General features: G+C 39.2%; 20 protein-coding genes. 18 read left to right on the top strand and 2 right to left on the bottom strand.

The features are described from left to right. Positions 1 to 206 precede the first annotated feature (206 nt). The 5 genes from GQR39_RS06525 to GQR39_RS06505 all read left to right on the top strand — a co-directional run bounded on the left by GQR39_RS06525 (position 207) and on the right by GQR39_RS06505 (position 7,527). Positions 207 to 1,796 carry an ABC-F family ATPase gene (locus GQR39_RS06525; protein ID WP_076915491.1) on the top strand — a complete coding sequence of 530 codons (1,590 nt, stop codon included), beginning with the start codon at positions 207 to 209 and terminating at the stop codon, positions 1,794 to 1,796. Between the two features lie 161 nt (positions 1,797 to 1,957). Beyond that, a complete protein-coding gene (gene purE / locus GQR39_RS06520; RefSeq protein WP_002962540.1) occupies positions 1,958 to 2,440 on the top strand; it encodes a 5-(carboxyamino)imidazole ribonucleotide mutase in 483 nt (160 codons plus the stop codon). Positions 2,441 to 2,442: 2 nt separating this feature from the next. Continuing rightward, the gene (locus tag GQR39_RS06515) at positions 2,443 to 3,591 is read left to right on the top strand and encodes a 5-(carboxyamino)imidazole ribonucleotide synthase (RefSeq protein ID WP_165735152.1); all 1,149 of its coding nucleotides are present in this window, start codon (positions 2,443 to 2,445) and stop codon (positions 3,589 to 3,591) included. 123 nt (positions 3,592 to 3,714) lie between these two features. Then, positions 3,715 to 4,890 (top strand): endonuclease/exonuclease/phosphatase family protein, encoded by a 1,176-nt coding sequence (locus GQR39_RS06510; RefSeq protein ID WP_165735151.1) that lies wholly within the window; start codon positions 3,715 to 3,717, stop codon positions 4,888 to 4,890. Positions 4,891 to 5,022: 132 nt separating this feature from the next. Then, positions 5,023 to 7,527, top strand: coding sequence for a prolyl oligopeptidase family serine peptidase (locus GQR39_RS06505; RefSeq protein WP_165735150.1), 2,505 nt, complete (start codon positions 5,023 to 5,025; stop codon positions 7,525 to 7,527). Between the two features lie 89 nt (positions 7,528 to 7,616). On the opposite strand, the gene rrtA is transcribed toward GQR39_RS06505, so the two are convergent. After that, positions 7,617 to 8,213 carry a rhombosortase gene (gene rrtA / locus GQR39_RS06500; protein ID WP_165735149.1) on the bottom strand — a complete coding sequence of 199 codons (597 nt, stop codon included), beginning with the start codon at positions 8,211 to 8,213 and terminating at the stop codon, positions 7,617 to 7,619. A 97-nt stretch (positions 8,214 to 8,310) separates the two neighbouring features. On the opposite strand from rrtA, the gene ggt reads away from it, so the two are divergent. The 3 genes from ggt to GQR39_RS06485 all read left to right on the top strand — a co-directional run bounded on the left by ggt (position 8,311) and on the right by GQR39_RS06485 (position 12,805). Then, positions 8,311 to 10,089 carry a gamma-glutamyltransferase gene (gene ggt / locus GQR39_RS06495; RefSeq protein ID WP_165735148.1) on the top strand — a complete coding sequence of 593 codons (1,779 nt, stop codon included), beginning with the start codon at positions 8,311 to 8,313 and terminating at the stop codon, positions 10,087 to 10,089. 142 nt (positions 10,090 to 10,231) lie between these two features. Beyond that, positions 10,232 to 11,926: an NAD-dependent malic enzyme gene (locus tag GQR39_RS06490; protein WP_007586692.1), complete on the top strand. Its 1,695-nt coding sequence runs from the start codon at positions 10,232 to 10,234 to the stop codon at positions 11,924 to 11,926. Positions 11,927 to 12,079: 153 nt separating this feature from the next. Further along, on the top strand, positions 12,080 to 12,805 hold the full coding sequence (locus GQR39_RS06485; RefSeq protein ID WP_007586691.1) for an SIMPL domain-containing protein: 726 nt from the start codon (positions 12,080 to 12,082) through the stop codon (positions 12,803 to 12,805). A gap of 180 nt (positions 12,806 to 12,985) precedes the next feature. On the opposite strand, the gene GQR39_RS06480 is transcribed toward GQR39_RS06485, so the two are convergent. Continuing rightward, positions 12,986 to 14,332, bottom strand: a complete 1,347-nt coding sequence (locus GQR39_RS06480) for a DUF2254 domain-containing protein (RefSeq protein WP_165735147.1) — start codon at positions 14,330 to 14,332, stop codon at positions 12,986 to 12,988. Positions 14,333 to 14,485: 153 nt separating this feature from the next. Between GQR39_RS06480 and GQR39_RS06475 the strand changes: the two genes are divergently transcribed. The 10 genes from GQR39_RS06475 to GQR39_RS06430 all read left to right on the top strand — a co-directional run bounded on the left by GQR39_RS06475 (position 14,486) and on the right by GQR39_RS06430 (position 23,706). Beyond that, on the top strand, positions 14,486 to 14,857 hold the full coding sequence (locus GQR39_RS06475) for an MAPEG family protein (RefSeq protein ID WP_165735146.1): 372 nt from the start codon (positions 14,486 to 14,488) through the stop codon (positions 14,855 to 14,857). 14 nt (positions 14,858 to 14,871) lie between these two features. Further along, positions 14,872 to 15,504 (top strand): sulfotransferase, encoded by a 633-nt coding sequence (locus GQR39_RS06470; RefSeq protein WP_165735145.1) that lies wholly within the window; start codon positions 14,872 to 14,874, stop codon positions 15,502 to 15,504. A gap of 47 nt (positions 15,505 to 15,551) precedes the next feature. Beyond that, entirely contained in the window at positions 15,552 to 16,124 is a 573-nt protein-coding gene (locus GQR39_RS06465; protein WP_007586685.1) for a tRNA-(ms[2]io[6]A)-hydroxylase, read from the top strand. Positions 16,125 to 16,337: 213 nt separating this feature from the next. Beyond that, entirely contained in the window at positions 16,338 to 18,257 is a 1,920-nt protein-coding gene (locus GQR39_RS06460; protein ID WP_024609061.1) for a pilus assembly protein N-terminal domain-containing protein, read from the top strand. Beyond that, a complete protein-coding gene (locus tag GQR39_RS06455) occupies positions 18,254 to 18,931 on the top strand; it encodes a hypothetical protein (protein WP_165721891.1) in 678 nt (225 codons plus the stop codon). The genes GQR39_RS06460 and GQR39_RS06455 overlap by 4 nt, the downstream gene beginning before the upstream one ends. Before the next feature lie 535 nt (positions 18,932 to 19,466). Then, entirely contained in the window at positions 19,467 to 19,856 is a 390-nt protein-coding gene (locus GQR39_RS06450) for a hypothetical protein (RefSeq protein ID WP_010552792.1), read from the top strand. A 97-nt stretch (positions 19,857 to 19,953) separates the two neighbouring features. Continuing rightward, on the top strand, positions 19,954 to 20,721 hold the full coding sequence (locus tag GQR39_RS06445) for a hypothetical protein (protein ID WP_007586678.1): 768 nt from the start codon (positions 19,954 to 19,956) through the stop codon (positions 20,719 to 20,721). A gap of 6 nt (positions 20,722 to 20,727) precedes the next feature. Beyond that, positions 20,728 to 22,026, top strand: coding sequence for an ATPase, T2SS/T4P/T4SS family (locus GQR39_RS06440; RefSeq protein WP_165735144.1), 1,299 nt, complete (start codon positions 20,728 to 20,730; stop codon positions 22,024 to 22,026). Continuing rightward, positions 22,019 to 22,894, top strand: coding sequence for a type II secretion system F family protein (locus tag GQR39_RS06435; protein WP_165735143.1), 876 nt, complete (start codon positions 22,019 to 22,021; stop codon positions 22,892 to 22,894). The genes GQR39_RS06440 and GQR39_RS06435 overlap by 8 nt, the downstream gene beginning before the upstream one ends. After that, positions 22,891 to 23,706 (top strand): secretion system protein, encoded by an 816-nt coding sequence (locus GQR39_RS06430; protein WP_165735142.1) that lies wholly within the window; start codon positions 22,891 to 22,893, stop codon positions 23,704 to 23,706. The genes GQR39_RS06435 and GQR39_RS06430 overlap by 4 nt, the downstream gene beginning before the upstream one ends. The last annotated feature ends 3 nt before the right edge of the window (positions 23,707 to 23,709 follow it).

Below are 23,709 nucleotides of genomic sequence, written 5' to 3'. Positions count from 1 at the left end.
ATATTGATGAATTTTTACTTGTGTAAGCTGAATAAAAATTTACAAAACCATTTAATTTAATCTGTTATTTGAGTTACCCACTATACAGTGCTAATAAATGGCTAAAACGCGTTAGTTTGCCTTTAAACTTTCATAGAAAAACAGGCCATTTTGGTTTAAACTGCGCGCAATTTAAATACATCATTACTCCTTTGGAGGGTAGCGCTATTATTAGTACAGCTAATGTCACCATGCAATTTGGTGCTAAACCATTATTTGAAAATATCTCAGCAAAATTTGGCGACGGAAACCGTTACGGTTTAATCGGTGCAAATGGTTGTGGTAAATCAACATTTATGAAGATTCTAAGTGGTGAGCTCGAAGCGTCTTCAGGTAATGTAAGTACTGATCCAAATGAACGTGTTGCTAAACTAAACCAAGACCAGTTTGCCTACGAAGAATACTCAGTAATTGATACTGTGATCATGGGTCACAAAGAACTGTGGAAAATAAAACAAGAACGCGACCGTATTTACTCTTTACCAGAAATGAGTGAAGACGACGGTATGAAAGTAGCCGATCTTGAAACTGAGTTTGCTGAAATGGATGGTTACTCTGCTGAATCTAAAGCAGGCGAGCTTCTATTAGGCGTAGGTATTGGCACAGACCAACACTTTGGCCCAATGTCAGAAATTGCACCTGGTTTTAAACTACGAGTGCTACTTGCACAGGTGTTGTTTTCAGACCCAGATATAATGCTACTTGATGAGCCTACCAATAACTTGGATATTTACACCATCAAGTGGTTAGAAGACGTGTTAAACCAACGCGACTGTACCATGATAATCATCTCGCATGACCGTCACTTTTTAAACTCTGTGTGTACTCACATGGCCGATATTGACTACGGTGAGCTACGTATTTACTCAGGTAACTACGACGAATACATGTTTGCAGCAACGCAAGCACGTGAGCAGCTACTTAGCGAAAACGCGAAGAAGAAAAACCAAATTGCTGAACTTCAACAGTTTGTATCACGTTTCTCTGCTAACGCATCTAAAGCTAAGCAAGCAACATCGCGCGCTAAACGTATCGACAAAATTCAGTTAGACGAAGTTAAAGCGTCTTCACGTCAAACACCGTTTATTCGTTTCGACCAAGAAAAGCAGTTATTCAGAAACGCGCTTGAAATGAATAACTTAACGCAAGGTTTTGACGACAATACGTTGTTTTCTGGGCTTGAAGGTTTAGTAGAAGTTGGCGAACGTATTGCTATTATTGGTGAAAATGGTGTTGGTAAAACAACATTACTTAATACATTAGCAGGGCGCTTAGCTCCTAAAGCCGGTGAGTTTAAGTTCTCAGAAAATGCAAACATTGGTTACTACGCGCAAGATCACGCAGATGAGTTTGCAACCGACATGAACTTGTTTCAGTGGATGGAGCAATGGCAACAAGAAGGCGACGACGAGCAAGTGGTTCGTAGCTTCTTAGGTCGTATGTTGTTCTCTCAAAACGATATTAAAAAGTCAGTTAAAGTAATTTCAGGTGGTGAGCAAGGCCGCATGCTGTTTGGTAAAATTATGATGCATAAACCAAACATATTGCTAATGGATGAGCCAACCAACCACATGGATATGGAATCTATTGAAGCGCTTAACTTAGCGCTTGAAGCCTACGAAGGTACATTAATGTTTGTATCGCACGATCGTCAATTTGTATCATCGGTAGCTACCCGAATTTGGGAAGTTAAAGATGGTAAAATCATTGACTTTAGAGGCAACTACGCAGAATACCTAGCGAGTAAAGAAGCTTAATTAGCTATTTACACGTTAACTCTAAAAAGCCATGTTTAAACATGGCTTTTTTTGTTTTTGTGGCTTTGTATTAGTCGCAATTAATATGGCTTTGGGTATAATACCCGGCTTAAACAGGACATAAGTCCGCTATTTTAAAAATACATTACTGAGGAGTATTTATGACTGTTGGCATTATTATGGGTTCTAAATCAGATTGGCCAACCATGGAACATGCAGCACTTATGCTTGAGCATTTTGGCATTAAGTACGAAACTAAAGTCGTGTCTGCACACCGCACTCCTCAATTACTTGCTGATTACGCAAGTTCAGCCGCAGAACGCGGTATTAAAGTTATTATTGCTGGCGCTGGCGGCGCGGCTCATTTACCAGGTATGGCTGCTGCTTTTACGTCGCTTCCTGTACTGGGCGTGCCTGTAAAATCAAAAGCATTAAATGGTGTTGATTCACTTTTATCTATTTGCCAAATGCCTAAAGGCGTTGCAGTGGGCACACTTGCAATTGGTGAGCCGGGCGCAGCAAACGCAGGTTTACTAGCCGCACAAATTTTAGGGTGTCAAAACCCCGAAATTTTTGCAAAAATTGAAGCGTTTCGTAAAGCTCAAACCGATACTATATTAGCTAATCCAAACCCTGCAGAGTAATAATGAATATTTTAATATTAGGTGCAGGGCAACTTGCACGTATGATGAGTCTTGCAGGCGCGCCGCTTAATTTAAACGTGGTTGCATACGATGTAGGCAGCAAGCAAATTAAGCATCCGCTAACTGGTGAGGTTTATAGCACGTCACTTGAGCAAGCAATATTAAACGCTGATGCAATTACTGCAGAGTTTGAGCACATTCCTGATGACGTACTAACACTTTGCTGTAACAGCAATAAGTTCTACCCTGGGAAAGCCGCTATTAAAACCGGTGGCGATCGCTCGCTTGAAAAAGCATTGCTTGATAAAACAAACGTAACTTGTGCGCCGTATCAATTAATTACTGAAAAAGCGCATTTAGAACTTGCCGTTAAAACTCTAGGTAAGCCACTTGTAATCAAAACATGCCAAGCGGGTTACGATGGAAAAGGCCAATGGCGTTTAAAATCGGATAGTCAAATAGACGAAATTTGGTCACAAATGGCTGATTTTATTGCATCGGGCACCGAACTTGCGCCACATACAATTATTGCAGAAAAAATGATCCCGTTTGATCGTGAAGTATCTATTATTGGTGCGCGCGATAAACACGGTAACGTTGCTATTTATCCGCTAACAGAAAACGAGCACACAAATGGTGTATTAACGCTTTCTATTGCCGGCAAAAATAATCACAGCGTTGAAGCGCAAGCAAACGAAGCATTTACAAAAATAGCAAACGAGCTTAACTACGTTGGCGTATTAGCTATTGAGTTTTTTGATGTACAAGGCACGTTACTCGTTAACGAAATTGCACCGCGCGTACATAACTCAGGCCACTGGACGCAACAAGGCTGCCATTGCTCACAGTTTGAAAACCACATGCGTGCTGTTGCAGGTTTGCCGCTTGGCAATACAGAGCTTAAACACATTACCGCGATGATAAACGTACTAGGGCAACCTAATATCCCAGCTGACGTACTAAAATATGCAGATGTGACTAGCCACTGGTACGGTAAAACTGCAAAACCAGGTCGTAAAATGGGCCATATAAACGTATCGGCCACTAGCATGAACGATCTAGCAGATAAATTAGGTGAGCTTACTGAATATCTACCTGAGCAAGATTATCCAGGTATTTTAAAAGCGGCGGCAAATTTAATCCTTCATTAAATGGCTAACCGTTTTATTAAATGCCGAGCTTGCTCGGCATTTTTTTTGTACTTAAAAAAAGCGCAAGGTTACCTAGATTGTGAAATAATGATTGAGTCTAAAATTTTACAGTGAAATTATTTAATGAAACTTAAAGCAATTTATAGCGCACTACTTGTTGCCGCTTCTTTTAGTCCTTTTTTTAGTAACAGTGCATTTGCATCAGACTCTCTTCGTGTTGCTACTTTTAATGTAAGTATGGATGCAACTAATCACACACCTAAAGGTGAGCAAGTTAAAAGTGATGCTTTAGTTAATGCACTTAAAGCAAACCACCAGCAAATTAAGAATATAGCGGAAATTATTCAACGTGTTCGCCCTGACATTATTTTACTTAACGAATTTGATTACATCCCAAAAGAGCAGGGAATTGAATACTTTAATAAGCATTATTTAAATGTAGGCCAACATAAACAAGCCGCTATTAATTACCCTTACTCTTATATTGCCCCTGTAAATACAGGCCTAGCCACTGAGTTTGATTTAGATAACGATGGCAAGAAAAATGGCGTGATGGGCGATGCACAAGGTTTTGGCTTTTTTGAAGGCCATTACGGTATGGCTATTTTGTCAAAATACCCAATCGATTTTGATAAAGTAAGAACCCTTCAAACCTTTAAATATAAAGACATGCCAAATGCACAAATGCCCGTAATGCCTAAAACAGGCGAAAACTGGTATAACGCACAAGAATGGCAAGCACTTAGACTTAGCTCTAAATCGTTTTGGGATTTACCTATTAACGTAAATGATAAAACCATTCATGTTATTGCATCTCACCCAACACCCCCTGTATTTGACGGTGAAGAGGATAGAAACGGCAAACGTAACCACGATGAAGTAAGGTTAATTGCCGATTACGTTTCAAACGCTAAGTATATTTACGATGATAAAGGCGAAAAGGGCGGTTTAAAAACTTACTCTCGGTTTGTTATTTTAGGCGATTTAAACGCCGCACCAGAGGGCGATAAAGCCCGCACAAATACCACCGACCAACTACTTAAAAACCCATTGATAAACGCTCACTTTGTTCCAAAAAGTGAGGGCGCTAAAGAGCAGTATGATGTGCCTTATGCACAAAATTACAGTGCTAATTGGCAAGCGCGTGTTGATTACGTTTTACCGTCAAACTACGGCTTAAAAATTAAAGACGGTGGTGTGTTTTGGCCAACTAAAACGAGCAATGAATATCGTTTAATTAAAGACAGAAACGCATCGAGCGATCATCGACTGGTGTGGCTTGATTTAATCGTTGAATAACGCCTATTAACAGGGGATGCGCTAGTAAACTGAGCTTTACCCTGTTTAATGGCTATTTATCTTAAAAAATTGCAATAACTTGAGTGCTTCTGCTTAAATACGGCTTAATTATAATAACCGTATAGAAGCACTATGATTTTTAATTTTTCTTCATCTAAAACGTTAGTGGCATTAGCTGTTGCCTCAAGTGTCATGCTTGCAGGTTGTAGCGCGACCGCTAACACCTCATCAACACAGCAAAGTGCTTTACCAGCAACATCGGTTGCTGCGGTTGTAAACACGCCAGCAGATATCGGCTCACAAAAAATAACGTTAGAACAAGCAATGGCCGATCCTGATTGGATGGGCAATCAGCCAGAGAGCGCTTATTGGGCAAGCGATTCGGCTACTATTATTTATGCTCAAAAAGAGCAAGGTAATACACTACGCGATTTATTTAGCCAATCTGTTACTAGCCAAACAGCAGAGCAAATTACACTTAATAAACTTCATACTGTGGGTTCAAATAAAACCGTTTATTCAAAAAATAAAACAATGGCGGCCTACACGTTTAAAGGCAATGTGTTTGTTAAAAACCTAAAAACCGGTGAACTTAAACAAATTACAGCGACATCAGCAAGCGAATCTAAACCACAATTTTTAAATAATGGCGATTTAGTTTACCGCCAAGGCAATGTATTTTTTAAAGTTGATTTAAAAACAGGCTTAACGAGCGAGCTTGCTAACTTAAAACTTGCTGATGAGCCAAAAGGGATTGAAGAGCCAAGCACGTATATTGCTAAAGAGCAGCATAAATTGATTAAGTTTGTGGCGCTTCAACAAAAAAATAAAATAGATAAGCAAGCACGTAATGAGCAAATTAATGAACAAAACAATTCAATTGCTAACACGGCTTACTACTTAGGTGATGGTAATAAAATTGCAGAAGCACAGCTTTCGCCAAATGGTGATGCGCTGTTAGTCGTTGTACAAAAGCAAACAGATTGGCGCGGTGATGGCGATATTATGCCTAACTACATTACAAATGACGCCACTATAGAACCTAAAAAAGCACGCCGCCGTGTAGCCGATGCTAAACAAGAAACCTCAAAGCTTGTGTACATCAATTTAACTAACAAAGAGCAAACATCACTTAGCTTTAATACCTTACCGGGCTTTGATGAAGATGTTTTAGCCGCAGTTAAAAAAGAAAATTATGCACGGAAAGGTAAAACATATAAGTCTAAAAAGGCGCCTCGTGGCATTAACCTTATTATGGACTGGGGTTTTGAGCAAAGCCCAATAGTATGGAACGATGACGGCTCGCAAGTAGCTGTCATGCTAGAAGCGTGGGACAACAAAGACCGCTGGCTTGCTACCGTTGATTTTAAAAACAACAAACTTGTGTCGCAACATCGCCTGCATGACGATGCATGGATTGCTTATGCGTTTAACGACTTTGGCTGGTTACATAACTCGAACACGCTTTATTACCTATCGGAAGAGTCGGGTTACAGCCAGCTTTATAAAAAACCAATTAACGGCAAAGCAACCGCGCTAACACAAGGCCAATTTGAGGTTTCTAACTTAACGCTTGCCAGCGATGACAGCGCAATTTATTACAAAGCGAATGTTGAGCACCCAGGCCTGTACGAAATTTACCGTGTTAACCCGCAAACAGGTAATAGCGAGCAAGTTACTGACTTAAATGGCATGACTGATTACACGTTAAGCCCAGATGAAACTAAGTTACTCCTTAAGCACTCTACAATTACCATGCCTAATGAGCTTTATGTAGCTGATGCTCAAGCCAATACAAAAGCAACGCGATTAACGCATACTGTGTCGGATGAGTTTTTAGCTAAAAAGCTAACTGCACCTAAAATTGTTGCTGTGCCATCGAGCCATACTGATCAACCAATATACGCAAAAGTGTACTACCCAGCTGATTACGTAGAAGGTGAAGTAGGTAAAAACCGCAAAGCGGTTATTTTTAACCACGGCGCGGGTTACTTACAAAACTCACATATGGGGTTTTCGGTTTATTTTCGTGAATTTATGTTCCATTCATTGCTCGCTGATGAAGGTTACATAGTAATGGATATGGATTACCGCGCATCTAAAGGTTACGGCCGTGATTGGCGCACCGCGATTTATCGTCAAATGGGCACACCTGAAACACAAGATTTAGCCGATGGCGTTAAATGGATGGCGCAAAATGCCAATGTTGATACCAAAGCAGTCGGCACTTATGGCGGCTCATATGGCGGCTTTATGACCTTTATGGCATTGTTTACCGCGCCTGAGTTATTTCAATCGGGTGCGGCACTACGACCTGTTACCGACTGGGCACATTACAACACAGGTTACACGGCTAATATATTAAACCATCCTGATGTTGACCCGATTGCATATGAGCGCAGCTCGCCAATTTATTACGCTGAGGGTTTAAACAAACGTTTACTCATTAATGCACCCATGGTTGACGATAACGTGTTTTTTCAAGACTCAGTGCGTTTAGTACAGCGCTTAATAGAGCTAGAAAAACAAAACTTTGAAACAGCTATATTCCCTGTTGAACCACATGGTTTTGTACAGCCTTCAAGTTGGTTAGACGAATACCGCCGTATTCATAAATTATTTAAAGAAACGCTTTAATCTCTAATTCTTAAAGTATAAAAATAAAAACGCCGCATTAGTTTAGTTAACTAATGCGGCGTTTTTATTGGGTTGAACAAAATCTAACTTTATTTTTTCTTTTTAAAGTTCTTTTTAAAGAGCTCTATAACCAATGGTATGGCAAGCAGAGTCCCGCCAATTACACCAATTAAATGTGCATCAATGGCCACAGTGGAGTTAATAAGCTTTCCTATATCAGCATTAGGGCCGCTAAATTGCTCAAACACTATTTTAATCCATACGCCTATAAATAATAAATAACCCGACTTAAGCCCTACAGTTATATCTTTAACTGCCCCCAAAATAATTACACCATGCAGGAGAGCACTTAATCCGGTGTAAATATGTATGCTTGGGCAAAACCAATACACGCCGAGTCCACACCACAGCGCCAGCGCACTTGTATTAAAAGCGTAGCGAGTAGGTGATGTGTATTCGCCATGTAAAAGCCATATTAATAAAACACCACTGGCATTTAATCCCAAATGAGCCCAATTAGCATGAACAAATTGGCTAGAAAAAATTCGCCACAGTTCGCCTTCATCAATTAGGCTTCGGTTAAATTCAAGTAAATTATTTAAATCAAATGCAGCAAAAATGGTACTAAATAGCAGCAGAATAATAGGCGGTAATATATAACGTGGTTGAATAGGTAAATTAAGCATTTTATTATATTTTTTTAGTCAAAATTTTTGCATATTGTGCCCGTTTAACTTTAAGATGCCAAATACAACTACGTAATTAAGTGTTTTTAGTATTTTTATGCATTTTAAACTTAACTCATTATTTGCCATTGGACTGTGCGCAGTATCACTGCCTTCATTTGCACAGCAAGCAACTCAAATTGAAACTCGCGAACCTGAAGCCGCTACTGGATTAATCCATAAAAAAGTGGTGCAAGGTGATAAATACATGGTTGCTGCGGCAAATCCATATGCCTCAAGAGCCGGTCAACAAATTTTAGCCAAAGGCGGCAGTGCCGTAGATGCTGCCATTGCTACTCAACTAGTGCTTACTTTAGTTGAACCGCAATCGTCAGGTATTGGCGGTGGTACATTTATGATGTACTACAACAAAGCAAACAATAAGCTGACTAGTTTTGATGGCCGCGAAACAGCACCTGCAAATGCAGACGAAACGCTGTTTTTAGATAAGCATGGTAAAGCCGTTAAATGGATTGAAGCTGTAGTAGGCGGACGCTCTGTTGGTGTGCCTGGTATTTTACATGCCTTTGCAAGCGCGCATAAACAATACGGTACATTGCCGTGGGAAGCGCTTTTTAAACCGGCTATTGAACTTGCAGAGCAAGGCTTTGTAATTTCTCCGCGTTTACATGGCTTATTAGCACGCCAGTTAAACCCAGGCGTATTGAGTATGCCGATTATTAACGAATACTTTTACCCAAATGGTAAATTAATCGAAGCGGGTAGCGTTAAAAAGAATCAACCACTTGCTGATTTATACAAAGACATTGCAAAGCAGGGCATTGATGCATTTTACAAAGGCGAAAACGCTAAACAAATGGTTAATGCTGTACAGCACTCTAAAGTTGCCCCTGGTAAATTAAGTGTGCAAGATTTAGCAGATTACAAAAGTAAAGAACGCGATGCGGTATGTATACAATACCGTGCTTATAACGTGTGCTCTATGGCGCCACCAAGTAGTGGCGGTGTAGCAGTACTACAAATGCTTGGCTTACTTGAGCATAAAGATATGAGCGCACTTAAACCAAATGGCGAAAAGGCGATTCATTACTTTAGCCAAGCTTCGCGTATTGCATTTGCCGATCGCGATATGTACATGGGCGATCCCGATTTCACTCAAGTACCTACACAAGAACTCTTAAACAAAGATTACATTGCCTCACGCGCTAAATTAATTACCGAAACAGACCAAAAAGCCGTAGCCGGTAATCCAGTAGGGTACTTAAGTTATGCAATGGATGATTCATACGAGTTACCTTCTACTTCGCATGTCTCTATTGTAGATAGTAAAGGTAATGCAGTTTCGATGACCAGTTCAATTGAAATGGCGTTTGGCTCTACGGTTATGGTTAATGGCTTTATTTTAAATAACCAACTAACTGACTTTTCGTTATCGCCACGTAAAAACGGCAAGCTTGTAGCAAACCGTGTAGAGGCTGGTAAACGCCCGCGTAGCTCTATGTCACCGGTAATGGTATTTAATAAAGATGGCAGCTTACGTTTAATTGTAGGCTCACCTGGCGGTAGTCGTATCATCGATTACGTTGCACAAGTTGTTGTGGGTGTTATTGACTGGAATTTATCAGCACAAGACGCTATTAACTTACCGCGTACAACAAATCGTAACGATTACACCAGCCTTGAAAAAGGCACAACCATTGAAGCCATTGCGCCTGCGCTTACTAAACGCGGCCACAATGTACGTATTATTGATTTAAACTCAGGCTTACACGCAGTTGAAGTTAAAAATAATACCTTATATGGTGGTGCCGATCCGCGCCGTGAAGGTGTTGCGTTATCTGATTTAACTGATAATAACGCCACTATACAATTTTAAATTATGTATAATATGCATGTGGGCAGTGAAGCCCGCATGTATTTTCTCTCAATGGTCTGACTAGCTTAATTGTCGTTGCAATTAAACCTTTAACACTGATAATGACAGATCATAACTTAAGACTCCGTTAAAGCCTGGAAATATGACAACTAATACTGATCCTAACTACTTATATATTCATCATTCTGGCCCTGGCCTAATTGAAACACCGCTATTAAATAAAGGCAGTGCCTTTAGTAAAAAAGAACGCGAAAATTTCAATCTTGCTGGTTTACTTCCTCCTCGCTTTGAAACAATAGAAGAGCAAGTTGAGCGTTGTTATCAGCAGTATTCTAGCTTTACCGACAACCTTAATAAGCATATTTACTTACGTGCGATTCAAGATAACAACGAAACACTTTACTACCGTTTAGTGCGTGATCATCTTGAAGAAATGATGCCAATTATTTACACGCCTACAGTTGGCGACGCTTGTGAAAAATTCTCAGACATTTATCGCAGCGCACGTGGCTTATTTATTTCGTATGAAGATCGCTACCAAATTGACGACATTTTACGCAACGCTACCAAAGGTAAAGTAAAAGTTATTGTTGTAACCGATGGCGAGCGTATTTTAGGCCTAGGCGATCAGGGTATTGGTGGCATGGGTATTCCAATTGGTAAATTGTCACTTTACACTGCGTGTGGTGGTATAAGCCCAGCATACACATTGCCTGTAATGCTTGATGTGGGTACTAATAACGAAAAGCTTTTAAACGATCCTATGTACATGGGTGCACGCCATAAGCGTATTGCTCAAGACGAATACGATGAGTTTTTAGATTTATTCATTAAAGCAGTTAAACGTCGCTGGCCAAATGTATTACTTCAGTTTGAAGATTTTGCACAACCAAATGCAATGCCGTTACTTAAGCGCTACCGCAATGAAATTTGTAGCTTTAACGATGACATTCAAGGTACTGCGGCGGTAACGGTCGGTTCTTTGCTTGCTGCGTGTCGTGTTAAAAATTCAACCCTAAGCCAACAAAAAGTAGTTTTTGTGGGTGCAGGTTCTGCTGGTTGTGGTATTGCTGAGCAAATTATTAGCCAAATGGTTTTTGAAGGTATTACAGAAGCTCAAGCGCGTAGCCAAGTATTTATGGTTGACCGTTTTGGCCTACTTTCAGAGGGTATGGAAGGCTTACGCGATTTCCAACAAGCACTTGCACAACCGCAAGGCTCGTTAAGTGATTGGACTTACAGCGGTGAATACGCATCACTTCTTGATGTTATGCACTGTGCACAACCAGACATTTTAATTGGTGTTTCAGGCCAACCTGGTTTGTTTACTGAGCAAGCTATTCGTGCAATGCACGCCGGTTGTGAACAGCCAATTATTTTCCCATTGAGTAATCCATCTAAGCAGGTAGAAGCGCATCCTGCTGATGTGATTAAGTGGACTGACGGTAAAGCGCTTGTTGCAACAGGTAGCCCGTTTGATCCGGTTGAACACAACGGTGAAATTTTCCCAATCCCACAATGTAACAACAGTTATATTTTCCCGGGTATTGGTTTAGGTGTTATTGCCGCTAAAGCGACACGCATTACAGATGCTATGTTAAGTGTGTCTAGCGAAATGCTTGCAGAGTCGTCGCCGCGAGCCAATACGGGTAAAGGTAGTTTATTACCAGCCTTGACTGAAATTGAAACGCTAAGTAAGCGTATTGCATTTGCCATTGCTAAAAAAGCAATCGAGGAGGGCGTTGCTCTTGAGATTACTGATGATGCGTTATGGGCAGCAATCGACAAAAATTACTGGTTACCAAAATACCGTAACTATAAACGTTGTAGTGTTTAATAACGTTTATACGTAATTAAAAGTAAACAGTGTTGTAGCGCAGTTACAACACTTAATAAAAAACAGGCAATTGCCTGTTTTTTTGTGCTTGTTCATATTTAATTAACCGCGTACGGTGTTTACTTGCTTTTACATAATTAAAGGATCGACTTAATGAAAACACTGACTCTTGTTTTAGGTAGTGCACTGGCTTTAAACGTACTTAGTTTTGATGCACTTGCGGCAGCGACTCCCGATGCTCCTCATATTTATGTTAAGGGCGAAGCGACTCTTACCACAATGCCAGATTACGTACAGCTTAGCGTAGGTATTACCGAAGTTGATAAAGACTTAATTGCTGCTAAAAATAAAACCGACTTAACCATCGCTAAAGCAATTAAGCTCGTAAAAGAAATTGGTGTTAAAGAGGGAGATATAAACGCCGGGCAAATCTCAATAAACCGTGATAGCCAATACAACCGCACTACCGGTAATCAAGAATTTAAAGGCTTTAAGGTTTCTCGTACATTAACTGTAAAGCTTAGCGATATAAATAAATACCCTGAGTTACTACAAAGCTTAGTTAACAACGGTATTAACGAAATTAATCAAACGCAATTTTTAGCAAGTAACTACAATGAGCTGCACAAAAAAGCGCAAAAGTTAGCAATTAAAGACGCACGGGATGCAGCAAAAGAGTTTAGTGAAGATTATGGCGTTGATTTAAAAGGATTATACAGCGCGTCACTAAGTCCACTCAATGTGCAGTCGCAACCTTATATGCGCGCAGAAAAAGTAATGATGGCTGATAGCGCACCAAGTAACTATGTACCTGATGCCTACCATGCTGGAGAGATTAAAGTTACTGCCTCAAGCTATGCTGTGTACTACATAGATTAAAATATAGGTTCTTCCTAGGGACGATTAACTCTATGTTGCCTACAGGATGTAGGTAAGGGGCGTGAGCAGGACGCGGAAGCTTTGCTCGGTTTTTACTTAGCCCACTAGGTTACAAACCTCGCGCCGCGATTTAATCGCCCCTAGATTGAACAAATTTCAATCCAAATAATTCAACACGCCCTAGTGGTGCTCAAAACGTGCCACCAACTTCTCACCTTGCTCTTGGCTAATACGCGCTATTGAGTTGAGCATATTAGTCACTTCGCGTCTGTCGTATTCATTAGTTACATGTTCATTTATGTCATCAACAATTGCATTTAAATAATTAAATAAACTGTTGCGTGCATCGGTATCTTTATGGGCAACAAACAAAATATTTTTAAATGCCTCAAGCACGTTTGTCATTACGTATGCATCGCCTTTGGCGTAATTACGCAGCGGTGTAAAGTTGTCATGTAATAACTCATCAAAGCTTGTTTCATGAAGGTATAACAATGGGGCATTATCACTGTGCTTAAACGAGTAGTTAATATCGTTAATTGAAAGTCGTTGGATAAGTAAAATACTCAGCATATCAATTGATTTAACCGCAGTACCTGGATCGTTTATGCCCGGGCTCATTGCCTTAACTGCAATTTCTGATATTTGCGTTAACCCATAACGGTAATGATCGCTGATGTACTCTTCTATATAAAAAATAAAGCAGTCGAGAATTTTATTTATCAACTCTTCATCGTTTGATATGTCTTTATTACACTTTAAAAATGGATAGCCTTTAACTGTAAAATAGCCTTGGTTAACAGAGATATACACCTTTATATCTTGCTCTGCCAAAATGGCACAGAGCTTATCGGTTTGCACGCCTTTGTAATAGCCCTCTGTTTTACTGCTAACCGAATGCCATTTGCTAAAGTCTGGAAAGTCTTCAACTGGGTTCTCTTGTTGTCTTTGTATTATTGTTTTAATTTCGTTTTTAGTTTGGCTAAACAAGCCATTTAACACGTTATCAACCTGAATGGCACGAGAGATTGAATGTATAAAAAATACAAATAAACCTAATGAAATCAACCCAAAAACAAGTGCGAACAACACACCAATTGAAGGAATAGCCGTACTGCCACCTTCAAGTTTATTAATATTTATGAGCATAATAATTGAGTAAATTATGCTGCCTAAATAAAAGCCCAAAACCATTTGATGTGATTTACGCGTAATAAGCCCAGGCACTACGCGAGGCGATAAACTCGCACTGGCCGAATTTAAAACCACCATGACCATCGAAAAACTAAACACGGTAAGCGAAATAATACTCCCCGCTAAGGTGCTTAAAATAGTACGCGCGTTTTCGGCGCTATCAACAAGTACAACTGATATAAATGACTTTAGCTGCTCAACAGGGGCTAAATATTCAACCGACATAGTTATAATGGCAAATACTAAAAAGCCCACTGAAAGCATAGAAGGGTAAAAGCCAATACTGTTAATCATTTCACGGTAACTGTCGGCTACTTTGCGAGGTACAAACATAAAATCCTTATGTAATTTTCTACTTACTTAATGCTCTTAGCTTAGCATAGGCATTTATTAAACTTCTGATAATGCTGCTCAAATTTATATGTTATTATCACGCCCACAATAATAAAGCGCATGCTTATGCGATAAAAATAACAGGAAAACGCCGTGATCATTTCAACTTATGCTGCATTACTTGCATTGTTTTACATTTATTTGAGCTTTAACGTAATAAAAGTGCGCCGCGCGGAGCAGATATCACTTGGTGATAATGGTAACGCAACGCTGCAACGTGCTGTGCGTGCCCACGCTAACTTTATGGAGTACGTGCCAATTGCTTTAATTTTACTTTTTTTGGCAGAGTACCAAGGGCTTGCTAGCCATTACTGTCATATATTAGGTGGTGCGTTATTAATAGGGCGTGTGTTTCAAAATTTAGGCATAGTAGAAAAAAGCCTGAAATATCGCCAAATTGGTACTATTACTACATTTTTAGTGATTATTGTTAGCGCCTTTGTATTGCTAGTAACACGTGGCTAATTAAAGAAAAGTTAATGAGCAAAATATTTATAATAGGTTTACCGCGTACCGGCACTACTAGTGTGTGCCACGCATTTTTAGAGCTTGGTATTACAACGGCGCATACCGCGTATACTAATGCTTGTTTTGAAAATGCTAACGCGATTGCCGACACTCCCATATTTAATGACTTTAAAGCGCTTGATATTCATTACCCAGACTCTAAGTTTATTTATTTAGAGCGCGAACCTGGTGCATGGCTTGTATCAATAAAACAGCTTTTAACGCGTATGCACACTAATTTAACCCGTGCAGACGGGGGCTTTAATATTCATATAAAACGCTGTTATTTAAATACGTTTAGTGAGCTTTCGCTTAATAATATTAGCGACGATAGTTACTTAGCAGACTGTTATAAAAAACATTTTAATGATGCTCAAACGTATTTTAATAACCGCGACAACGATTTTTTATCCATTGATATAGCAAAGCCTGATAGCTATAAAAAGTTATGCAATTTTTTAGCGTTAAAAAGTGATAAAACTGATTTTGAAAAAATGAATATGGGCGGCAAAGTTACCGCGTGGAACGATATTAAACACCCGTTAAAAGTTGAATCTACGGCTAAAGGGCGGATAGATAAATTACTGCCTTACAAGATTTTTTAAATCAAATACGTTAAAATCCCCGCATTATTATTTAAGTTGTACAGAACATGTTTGAATTAAAATACCACACCCCATTTGAATGGACCGAAGTTGTCCTTGCTGACTTTAATACTTTTTTACAAGATCACGCCGCTGCAGAAAAAAAAGCATCGGGTATGGCTATGTCTATGCTTTCGCATTATCCAGACAAACGTAAATTAGTAAAAGCTATGACCGACTTAGCGCTAGAAGAATTAATACACTTTAAACAAGTACTTAAATTGCTTTTAGAGCGCGATGTAAACCTAGGTGACGACAAAAAAGATCCGTACATAAAACAAATACGTGCACTGTTTAGACATGGTCGTGATGGTTTTTTAATGGACCGATTACTGGTTGGCGGTGTAATTGAAGCACGTGGCCACGAGCGTTTTTCTTTAGTTGCACAAGCACTTCCTGAAGGTAAAGAAAAAGATTTTTATGTTGCTATTGCTAAGTCAGAAGAAAAACATAAAAACCTATTTGTAGAACTAGCTTACGAATACTTTGAAAAAGAAGAAGTTGATGTTCGTCTAGAAGAGCTGCTTATAGCTGAAGCTAAAATCTGTGAAAGCATCCCGTTTACAGCCGCTTTGCATTAATTAAAACTAGCGTAAAGCGTATTTTCACTCGCTTTGCGCCACACACCTCTGCTCTTATTTCTTTGTTAACCTCTTCATGAATTGTTGATTTGCAATTTGCGAATCAAAATAATAAAAAACACGTTTATACATCTTAATCCATTGATTATAAATACAAAAACCCTTGGTCTCATACTTGCTACCTATACAGTAAGCAAATTGAGGGAAAGGCTTATGTTAAAATTTATTTTTATACTATTGCTAATATCTTTTACCGCTATGGGCAGTGAAAGTCATTTAGATTATATAGAAAATGCAAATGGTGAGCGGGTACAAAAAGTATCGCACTTAGTTAAATGGACGCATACTCGCTTTGTGTTTACCCGTGATATTTCTCGTATTGCACTTGGCCACGAAACAACACTTGATGTGAACGTGGTAAATGGCCGTGAGCTACTAATTTTAGCTAAAAAGTTGGGCCGTACATCTATGATGGTGTGGTACGACGATAAAAGCTCTGAAACATTTTTACTTGGCGTAACCGAAGACTACAGCGTACTAGAAAATGCCTTAAACGACATCCATCCTGACGTACAGCTAACCATAGCGCCTGATCGCCATGCTGTTGTATTACGTGGTGAAGTACCTACTATAAATTATCGTCATGCCGCTTATGAAGCTGCAAAAAACTACCTTTATGCCAGTAGCTCACAAGCATCACAACCCGTTATCACCTCAAATCCTAACCAAGGCATGTTTAATTCACTTGCTCAACGCTTGCAAGGCTTGGGTAACGCAAACGGCGGCAGCTCTCAAAACTCGAGTAAAGTCGCTATTATTAATTTAATAAAAGTAACTCAAGCACCCAAGCCAAAAGAAGAGCGTATTAGCGAGGTGATTAAATCAATGGGCGCAGATAAAGTGACCATTAAACGCATCTCGGTTGATGAGTTATCAAATGACGACAACGATGTGTTTTTACTTTCCGGCTCTGTAAAAAACCAGATAGAGCTAGTGCGATTATTAAATACAATTAATAAATTATTCGAACCAGAGCAAGCATTACAAACTCAGGGCTCTCCTCTTGATCCTAATAATTTAATGGGCGGCGCAACGCAGGATAAAAGTTCAGGTATTGAAGTACTTGCCAACGAGTCAGGCGGTTTAATAAATGATGCTACCTCAGGATTAAATTTAAGTAATGTGAGTTCCAATATTGCAAGAGCAACTTTGCTGTCAGTGGCTGGCGGTAAAGTTTTGTCGAGTATTGAAGTTGAAGATTTACCGCAAGTGCGTGTATCGGTGCAGCTATACGAAGTAAATCAACGTAGGTTAAAGCAATGGCGCCCAGACATTAGCGTGCTCTCTAATGGATATGAAAAAGAAGCGGGCTTATTTGGCCGTGACGGTATGACTAATCGCGAATCTGGCTCTGCAACAATAGAAAATGCGCTGCAATTAATTGGTGGTCAATTAACTAATAACTTACAGCTTTCTACCTCACAGTTTGCCATTGATATGTTATTTTCATTACTTGAACAAGAAGGTATTTCTCGAACGCTTTCTCGCCCTACAATAACAGTTTTAGCCGGTGAAAGTGCCGTGTTTAAAGTCGGTGGTGAAGTACCCGTACCTACAAGTTATAGCCCTTCAGGAATTACAAGCGGTCAGCAAGGTAGTAGTGGGTCGGTGTTTAGCGGTACAGAATTTAAATCATTTGGAGTTGAATTAAATGTACGCGCCATGGTTGACGACAAAGATAGAATAACACTTGATCTAAACCCAGTAATTTCATTACCCGATACCACGTTAACCGCCGAAATTGCACAAAGCACAGGCAGCAGTTTAAACAGTAGTGCATTTAATACACGCAGCATGCAAACATCAACGCGTTTAAAAGACGGGCAACCTCTTATTATTGGTGGCTTAATTAGCACTGATAACAATGCAAGCCACGACTTTGTACCTGATGGCAACGGCAATAGCATGCTAGGAAAGTTAAGCGAAACAACCAGCAAAAGTGAAAACAACCGCGAGCTTATAATTGTTGTAACTCCAAATCTGGTGCGTGAGCCAATTAATACATTACGTTCGTGGGAGCAGGCAAATATAGACACCCAGGTACTTAGCTATATACAGGAGCAAGGGCTATGAAAATATTTTATATAATTTTACTGCTTACTTTATCGGGTTGCGCTCATATTGATTACAAGCCAACAGTAAATCCTTACAACGCGCTGGGTGACATAGTTAAAAAATACCAATTAAATGCCCAACCATTAAAGTGTGAAGGTATAAATGCAAGTAACTGTTTGAGCCTAGTGCATGAGGTGAATCAATTAATGCTTGAACACCCCGATAACACGGCAATACTGTCGATATCGGCCTACGTACTTTATAAAAGTGGCCGTGCTAATCAATCTCAACAAGTTATAAACACATTACTGAATAAAGCTAATCCACCATTAAATGCAATTACTTTAGGGGTTACGTTAGCAATAGAGCAAGGTAATTTAGCTAAAGCAAAAAGTATTGCTCAATACGGCGTTGATGTTTTTGGTACACATGCTTCACCATACCTGCAAATGGCCTCTATACATTATGCTCAGGGCAGTTACGTTATAGCTTCAAACTACTTAGAGCTTTCGGTTAAGTTTGGTTTAAATAGCACCGCCTATTTTTACCATAAAGGGTTAATTGAAGAAGCGAATACCAATAATTTATTGGCTTGTGGCTACTATGAGCAAGTTTTACGTGCAGAACCCACGCATAAAAAAGCACTTGCTAGGCGCGGTAAACTCTCCGTTTTAGGTAATTGTTATTCTTAAGGCCTTCGGGCCTTTTTTTATGTCTACAATTTGGCATTATTAATACCAATCTGCTTATATATGGGGTCTATTTAACATTAAGAAAATTACGCTAGAACTAGGCAAAAATTTTTGTATCTAGTTGTTCTAAATAAAAAATTTTTAACGACGTTATAGTGCAATTTAATTCGTTAAATTGATCAAAGATTTATGCAGGTTGGTATAAGGAGCCAAAACCACTTTATTATTTATCAACAATACAAGTAAAGCTTACGCTCATCCTACGTTTTATACGTAACCTCACAAGACTGCTTTTAATATTTACCCCTTACACTATCCATCAGTTTTAATAATACTTTCAATAACGTAAACCTAGCATTATTTATCTAAAATATTTTTAATATTGATTTGCATTTTGCAAATCAAAAATGAAAATATCTAATAAAAAACAACCATTAAAAACATAACCAACTGTATTTAAAGGTTATTTATAGCTGGCATGGTCCTCGCAATATGTAAAGTGAGCATAAGCTCTTCTAATTTAAAGGCTACGATTATGAAAACTATTAAACATAACTTAAATAGCAAAAAGCAAAAAGGTTTTGTACTAACGTCAGAGCTAATCATTCTTTCTACTTCAATGGTAGCAGCACTTGTAATTGGTTTATCTACATTACGTGACTCGGTAACCAGCGAACTTGAAGATGTAGCTGAAGCAATTGGCTCACTTGACCAAAGCTATGTATTTGACGGCATGATTAACGCCGAAGGCACAGCTGAAGTGTCTGGCTCTGGGTTTGTAGATTCAGTTGATGTGTACGCAGGTGATGGCAGTTCATTCACTTTTGTTGCATCAGACTTTAGTGAAAGTGCCGCACTTGTTAATGCAACACCAAGCGGCGATGCTGCAACACGTACAGCAGCTGGCGGTTCGCAAGGTAACTAACGCAAGGTACCCAATATAAGGCAACCAGGTTTGAATACCAAGCTTAAGGCTCACTGCCACAAAAGTGTGGCAGTGAAAGTTACTCTGGAGGAATATTATGAAAAGTAAAAGTAACAAAGGCGCAACCACTGCGGCTCTCACATTACTCATCACCTCTGGCATGTTAGCTTCGGCTTTGGGCATTAGACAGGTAAACGATGAAAATAGCGTAACAGCTTGGGTAGTAAACAAAAATATGTCGGCCGGTCAAACAGTAACCGTTCACGATGTAGAACAAAAAAGTATAGATCCAAGTAACTATTCAAATATTGCACTGAGCGTTCAAAATCCGCGTGCATTAATTGGTCAAAAATTAGCAACTAACAAAATGGTTGAACAACCCTTGTTCGACACCGATTTTATTAGAGCGAAAAGCCAAAATTTATCAGAAGCCATACCGGCAGGGCGTGTTTTATATACTTTAAAACTAAACACCTTAGATATTCCGCTTTCGCGCATACACAAAGGTGACCGACTCGACATAGTCGCTAAAACTAATCGCTTAGTAAGAACAGTTGCCCGTGATGTACAGCTTATTGGTGTTTCAAAAGGTCCTAAATCGCAAGCCGCTAAAAGTGGCGTAATGGATAATTTAGCTAAAGAGTCTAATTCTGCTGCGGGCGGCGTTTCATTAGTCCTTGCGGTACTTCCAAAAGATGTTTATTCGTTGGCGGGTATAGATAACGCCGACAAAGTTTCAATTATTGTGCATAGCGCTTATGACATTGAACAAGGTCGTTTGCAAAACTTTTCACGCTTACAAACCAGTCGCACAATCGAAGTGGTTAAAGGCGTTAAAAACGAAGCTGTATATGTAGCTAAGTGAGTTTTTATGTTTAATTTATCAAGCAAACATGAAGAAGTTCAAACCAGTTTAAGTACCTTTGAAGAGCTTAAAAAGCTATTGCACGATGCCGTTATCGAAGAGTACGAACAAGAGCCAACCGCGCTTTTATCAAGTAATGTTCTCGAAAAAATCTCTGCATTGTGCAGTGAAATTCCACAATTTAATCAATCTTCATTTAATCAACACCAACAAGAGCAGGTTGTTCAGGCTGTATTTGATGAAATTCAGGGCCTTGGCCCTATTGCACAATTTATGCTGGACGATCAAGTAAGTGATATTTTAATAAACGACACGCAAGATATTTGGATTGATAAACAAGGCAAACTACTTTGCACAGCCAGTAAGTTTGACGACGAACGCCATTTACGCCGATTTGTTGATCGCTTACTTGATGGCTGTGGTCGCCAAGTAAATGCGCTTATGCCAATTGTTGATGGCAAACTAAAAGATGGTAGCCGAGTTCATATTATTGTACCGCCTGCGTGTACCAGCGCCGCGATTGTATCGATTCGTAAGTTTAATCATAAAAAAATAAACGATGACTTTTTAGTTAATAATCATTTTTTAGATAAAAACATCTTATCATTTTTAAAAAGCGCAGTTAAAACAGGCGTTAATATTTTAGTGTGTGGCAATGCCGGGGCAGGTAAAACATCATTATTAAACGTACTTGCTAACTCAATTAACCCAAATGAACGAGTTGTAACCATTGAAGAAAGTGCTGAGCTTAATTTGCATCACAACCACGTTGTGCAATTAGAAGCTCACGACACAAACAGCGATGGTAAAGGTGCAGTAAGCCTAAGAGATTTAGTAAAAGCAGCCCTTAGAATGCGCGCAGATAGAATACTTGTTGGAGAGGTACGCTCTGGCGAAGTAATTGATATGCTCCAAGCAATGAACTGTGGTCACCAAGGTTCGATGACGACCATACATGCTAACAGTGCAAATGATGCCGTTATTCGTTTATCTACCTTAGTGCAGTTACACAATGCACAACTGAGCGATACCCATACAAGTTCGTTAATTGCGTCGAGTATTCAACTTATTGTGCATGTTTCTCGCTCAACTAATGGCACCCGAACTCTAAAAAGTATTGGTGAAATTAAGCGTGTTAATGGCGGCGCAAATTTTAGCCCGCTTTATAGTATTAATGAAGCAGAGCCAGTACAAAGTGAGTTAATCGATAACTCAAGTGTTATTGAGTTTATGAAAGGCCAAGGGGCAAATGCACAAGAATTAAAAGCATTACTGCACAATAACCCGGAGGCTAACAATGACTAAACTTGATTATTTATTAGCTATAGCGGCGGTTATAACCTTTGTAATTGCAACTAGTGTGTTGGTTTCTTTGTATGCTAAAAATAAAAGCAGCCAAGGCACTAAAAAAGTAGATATTTTAGAAGAAAAAGACGTACTTACTCTGTCACTACGAGTGCTAGGCTTAAACATAAGTAACGCCTGGTTTATAAGCATGGCGTGCTCGCTCTCTAGTAGTTCATGGTTTTTAGCTAAATTATATTATCCAGAGGCATCAACCAGCGCGTTTATTATTTCAATCGTGGTTTTTGTAACCTGTTTTATAACTGTGATTGACTTGGCTCATTATAAATTAGCAAAATTTGAGCATCATTTTTTAGAATTTATTGAAACCGTACAATCGTGTTTAAGCACTGGGCTATCGCTACAGCAATCAATGCAGTTTGCTGATGAACATGCAGACCCATATATAAAAAAACAAAGCACCTTACTAATACAACGCATGAGCATGGGTAGTGATGCCGAAACGTCGTTTGCCCCTTTAATTGAAAGATACAACTGCGAAACCGTAAGATTGTTTGCTCATAGCATCATTACACATACACAAAGCCAGTGTGATTTAACCGACATGCTAAAAAGCGTATGCAACATGATGTCGCTTCGGACCCTCGACCGCCAACAGCTAAAAGCTAAGCTTTCGGGCACTAAATACGCTGCTGTATTTAGTGGTTTTTTACCTTACGCACTAATTCCTTTATTTAGCTATACCGATCCAACCTGGTTTGAACCATTATTAAACGACCCTAATGGTATTGCATTTATAACGGTTGCGCTTCTTTGTCAGCTATTTGGTTTTTTATGGCTACGCCTTAGCTTAAGGGTAACATTATGATTGATATACTTTTACTTATCGGACTTTTAGTAAGTATGGGGTCATTTATCCATATTCATAGGCAATCTCTTAAAGTTGAATTAGATAAACCCGATACTAAAAACATTAATTGGTATCCGCTAATCATCATCTCTAAACGTCAACTAAGACAAGCAGGGATTCAAATTAATAAAATATTAACAAGTCTGTACTGCTTCAAAGTGGCTGCTACTTTTAGTGCATTTACGGTTATAGAACTAACAGGTTATGAGCTGAGCCAATCGATTAAATTGTTACTGTGTTTTATGTGTTTTTTTGCACCCGAATGCTGGTTTTTATTACGTAAAAATCAACGCAAAACCACTATTAATAATAGCTTAGAGTTTTTTTTACGGGTGTTACTGGTTTACATGCGCGCTGGATTTTCGTTAGAGCGCTCATTTGCACTGGCGGTTGATCATGGATTAAGTCAAAAACACCCATTATACAAAGAGCTAAAGTTATTTTTATTCGAACTAAGCGCAGGTAAAGATCGTGAATTTGCATTTAATTCACTTTTTGAAAGAACCGGCGTATTAGGAATTAAAAAGCTCGCTAACTTAATGTTAATAGGGTCAAAACTTGGTACGCCACTTATCCAAGCAGTAGAGGCTCAACTTGAAGGCCTAGCTCTAAAAAAGAACATTTTACTCGCTAAAAAGGTAAACAAAAAAGCGATGCACACAACCTTTCCCATTATCTTAATTTGTTTTCCGATGTTTTTGGTATTGGTGTTTTTTCCCGCAGCATTACAAGTAATGAACGTACTTAAAATGCTTGTAGAAGTGTTATAGGAG

The sequence above is a fragment of the Pseudoalteromonas sp. C8 genome (assembly GCF_011378685.1).
Lineage (GTDB): Bacteria > Pseudomonadota > Gammaproteobacteria > Enterobacterales > Alteromonadaceae > Pseudoalteromonas > Pseudoalteromonas arctica.
Note: the sequence above shows the minus strand (reverse complement) of the source record. Positions and strands in the feature narration are given on the sequence as shown.

What these genes read in the sequence shown, in the direction of transcription:
- purE (WP_002962540.1), top strand. Translation starts at nt 1,958, where the DNA reads ATGACTGTTGGCATTATTATGGGTTCTAAATCAGATTGGCCAACCATG.
- GQR39_RS06515 (WP_165735152.1), top strand. Translation starts at nt 2,443, where the DNA reads ATGAATATTTTAATATTAGGTGCAGGGCAACTTGCACGTATGATGAGT.
- GQR39_RS06510 (WP_165735151.1), top strand. Translation starts at nt 3,715, where the DNA reads ATGAAACTTAAAGCAATTTATAGCGCACTACTTGTTGCCGCTTCTTTT.
- GQR39_RS06505 (WP_165735150.1), top strand. Translation starts at nt 5,023, where the DNA reads ATGATTTTTAATTTTTCTTCATCTAAAACGTTAGTGGCATTAGCTGTT.
- rrtA (WP_165735149.1), bottom strand. Translation starts at nt 8,213, where the DNA reads ATGCTTAATTTACCTATTCAACCACGTTATATATTACCGCCTATTATT.
- ggt (WP_165735148.1), top strand. Translation starts at nt 8,311, where the DNA reads ATGCATTTTAAACTTAACTCATTATTTGCCATTGGACTGTGCGCAGTA.
- GQR39_RS06490 (WP_007586692.1), top strand. Translation starts at nt 10,232, where the DNA reads ATGACAACTAATACTGATCCTAACTACTTATATATTCATCATTCTGGC.
- GQR39_RS06485 (WP_007586691.1), top strand. Translation starts at nt 12,080, where the DNA reads ATGAAAACACTGACTCTTGTTTTAGGTAGTGCACTGGCTTTAAACGTA.
- GQR39_RS06480 (WP_165735147.1), bottom strand. Translation starts at nt 14,332, where the DNA reads ATGTTTGTACCTCGCAAAGTAGCCGACAGTTACCGTGAAATGATTAAC.
- GQR39_RS06470 (WP_165735145.1), top strand. Translation starts at nt 14,872, where the DNA reads ATGAGCAAAATATTTATAATAGGTTTACCGCGTACCGGCACTACTAGT.
- GQR39_RS06465 (WP_007586685.1), top strand. Translation starts at nt 15,552, where the DNA reads ATGTTTGAATTAAAATACCACACCCCATTTGAATGGACCGAAGTTGTC.
- GQR39_RS06460 (WP_024609061.1), top strand. Translation starts at nt 16,338, where the DNA reads ATGTTAAAATTTATTTTTATACTATTGCTAATATCTTTTACCGCTATG.
- GQR39_RS06455 (WP_165721891.1), top strand. Translation starts at nt 18,254, where the DNA reads ATGAAAATATTTTATATAATTTTACTGCTTACTTTATCGGGTTGCGCT.
- GQR39_RS06450 (WP_010552792.1), top strand. Translation starts at nt 19,467, where the DNA reads ATGAAAACTATTAAACATAACTTAAATAGCAAAAAGCAAAAAGGTTTT.
- GQR39_RS06445 (WP_007586678.1), top strand. Translation starts at nt 19,954, where the DNA reads ATGAAAAGTAAAAGTAACAAAGGCGCAACCACTGCGGCTCTCACATTA.
- GQR39_RS06440 (WP_165735144.1), top strand. Translation starts at nt 20,728, where the DNA reads ATGTTTAATTTATCAAGCAAACATGAAGAAGTTCAAACCAGTTTAAGT.
- GQR39_RS06435 (WP_165735143.1), top strand. Translation starts at nt 22,019, where the DNA reads ATGACTAAACTTGATTATTTATTAGCTATAGCGGCGGTTATAACCTTT.
- GQR39_RS06430 (WP_165735142.1), top strand. Translation starts at nt 22,891, where the DNA reads ATGATTGATATACTTTTACTTATCGGACTTTTAGTAAGTATGGGGTCA.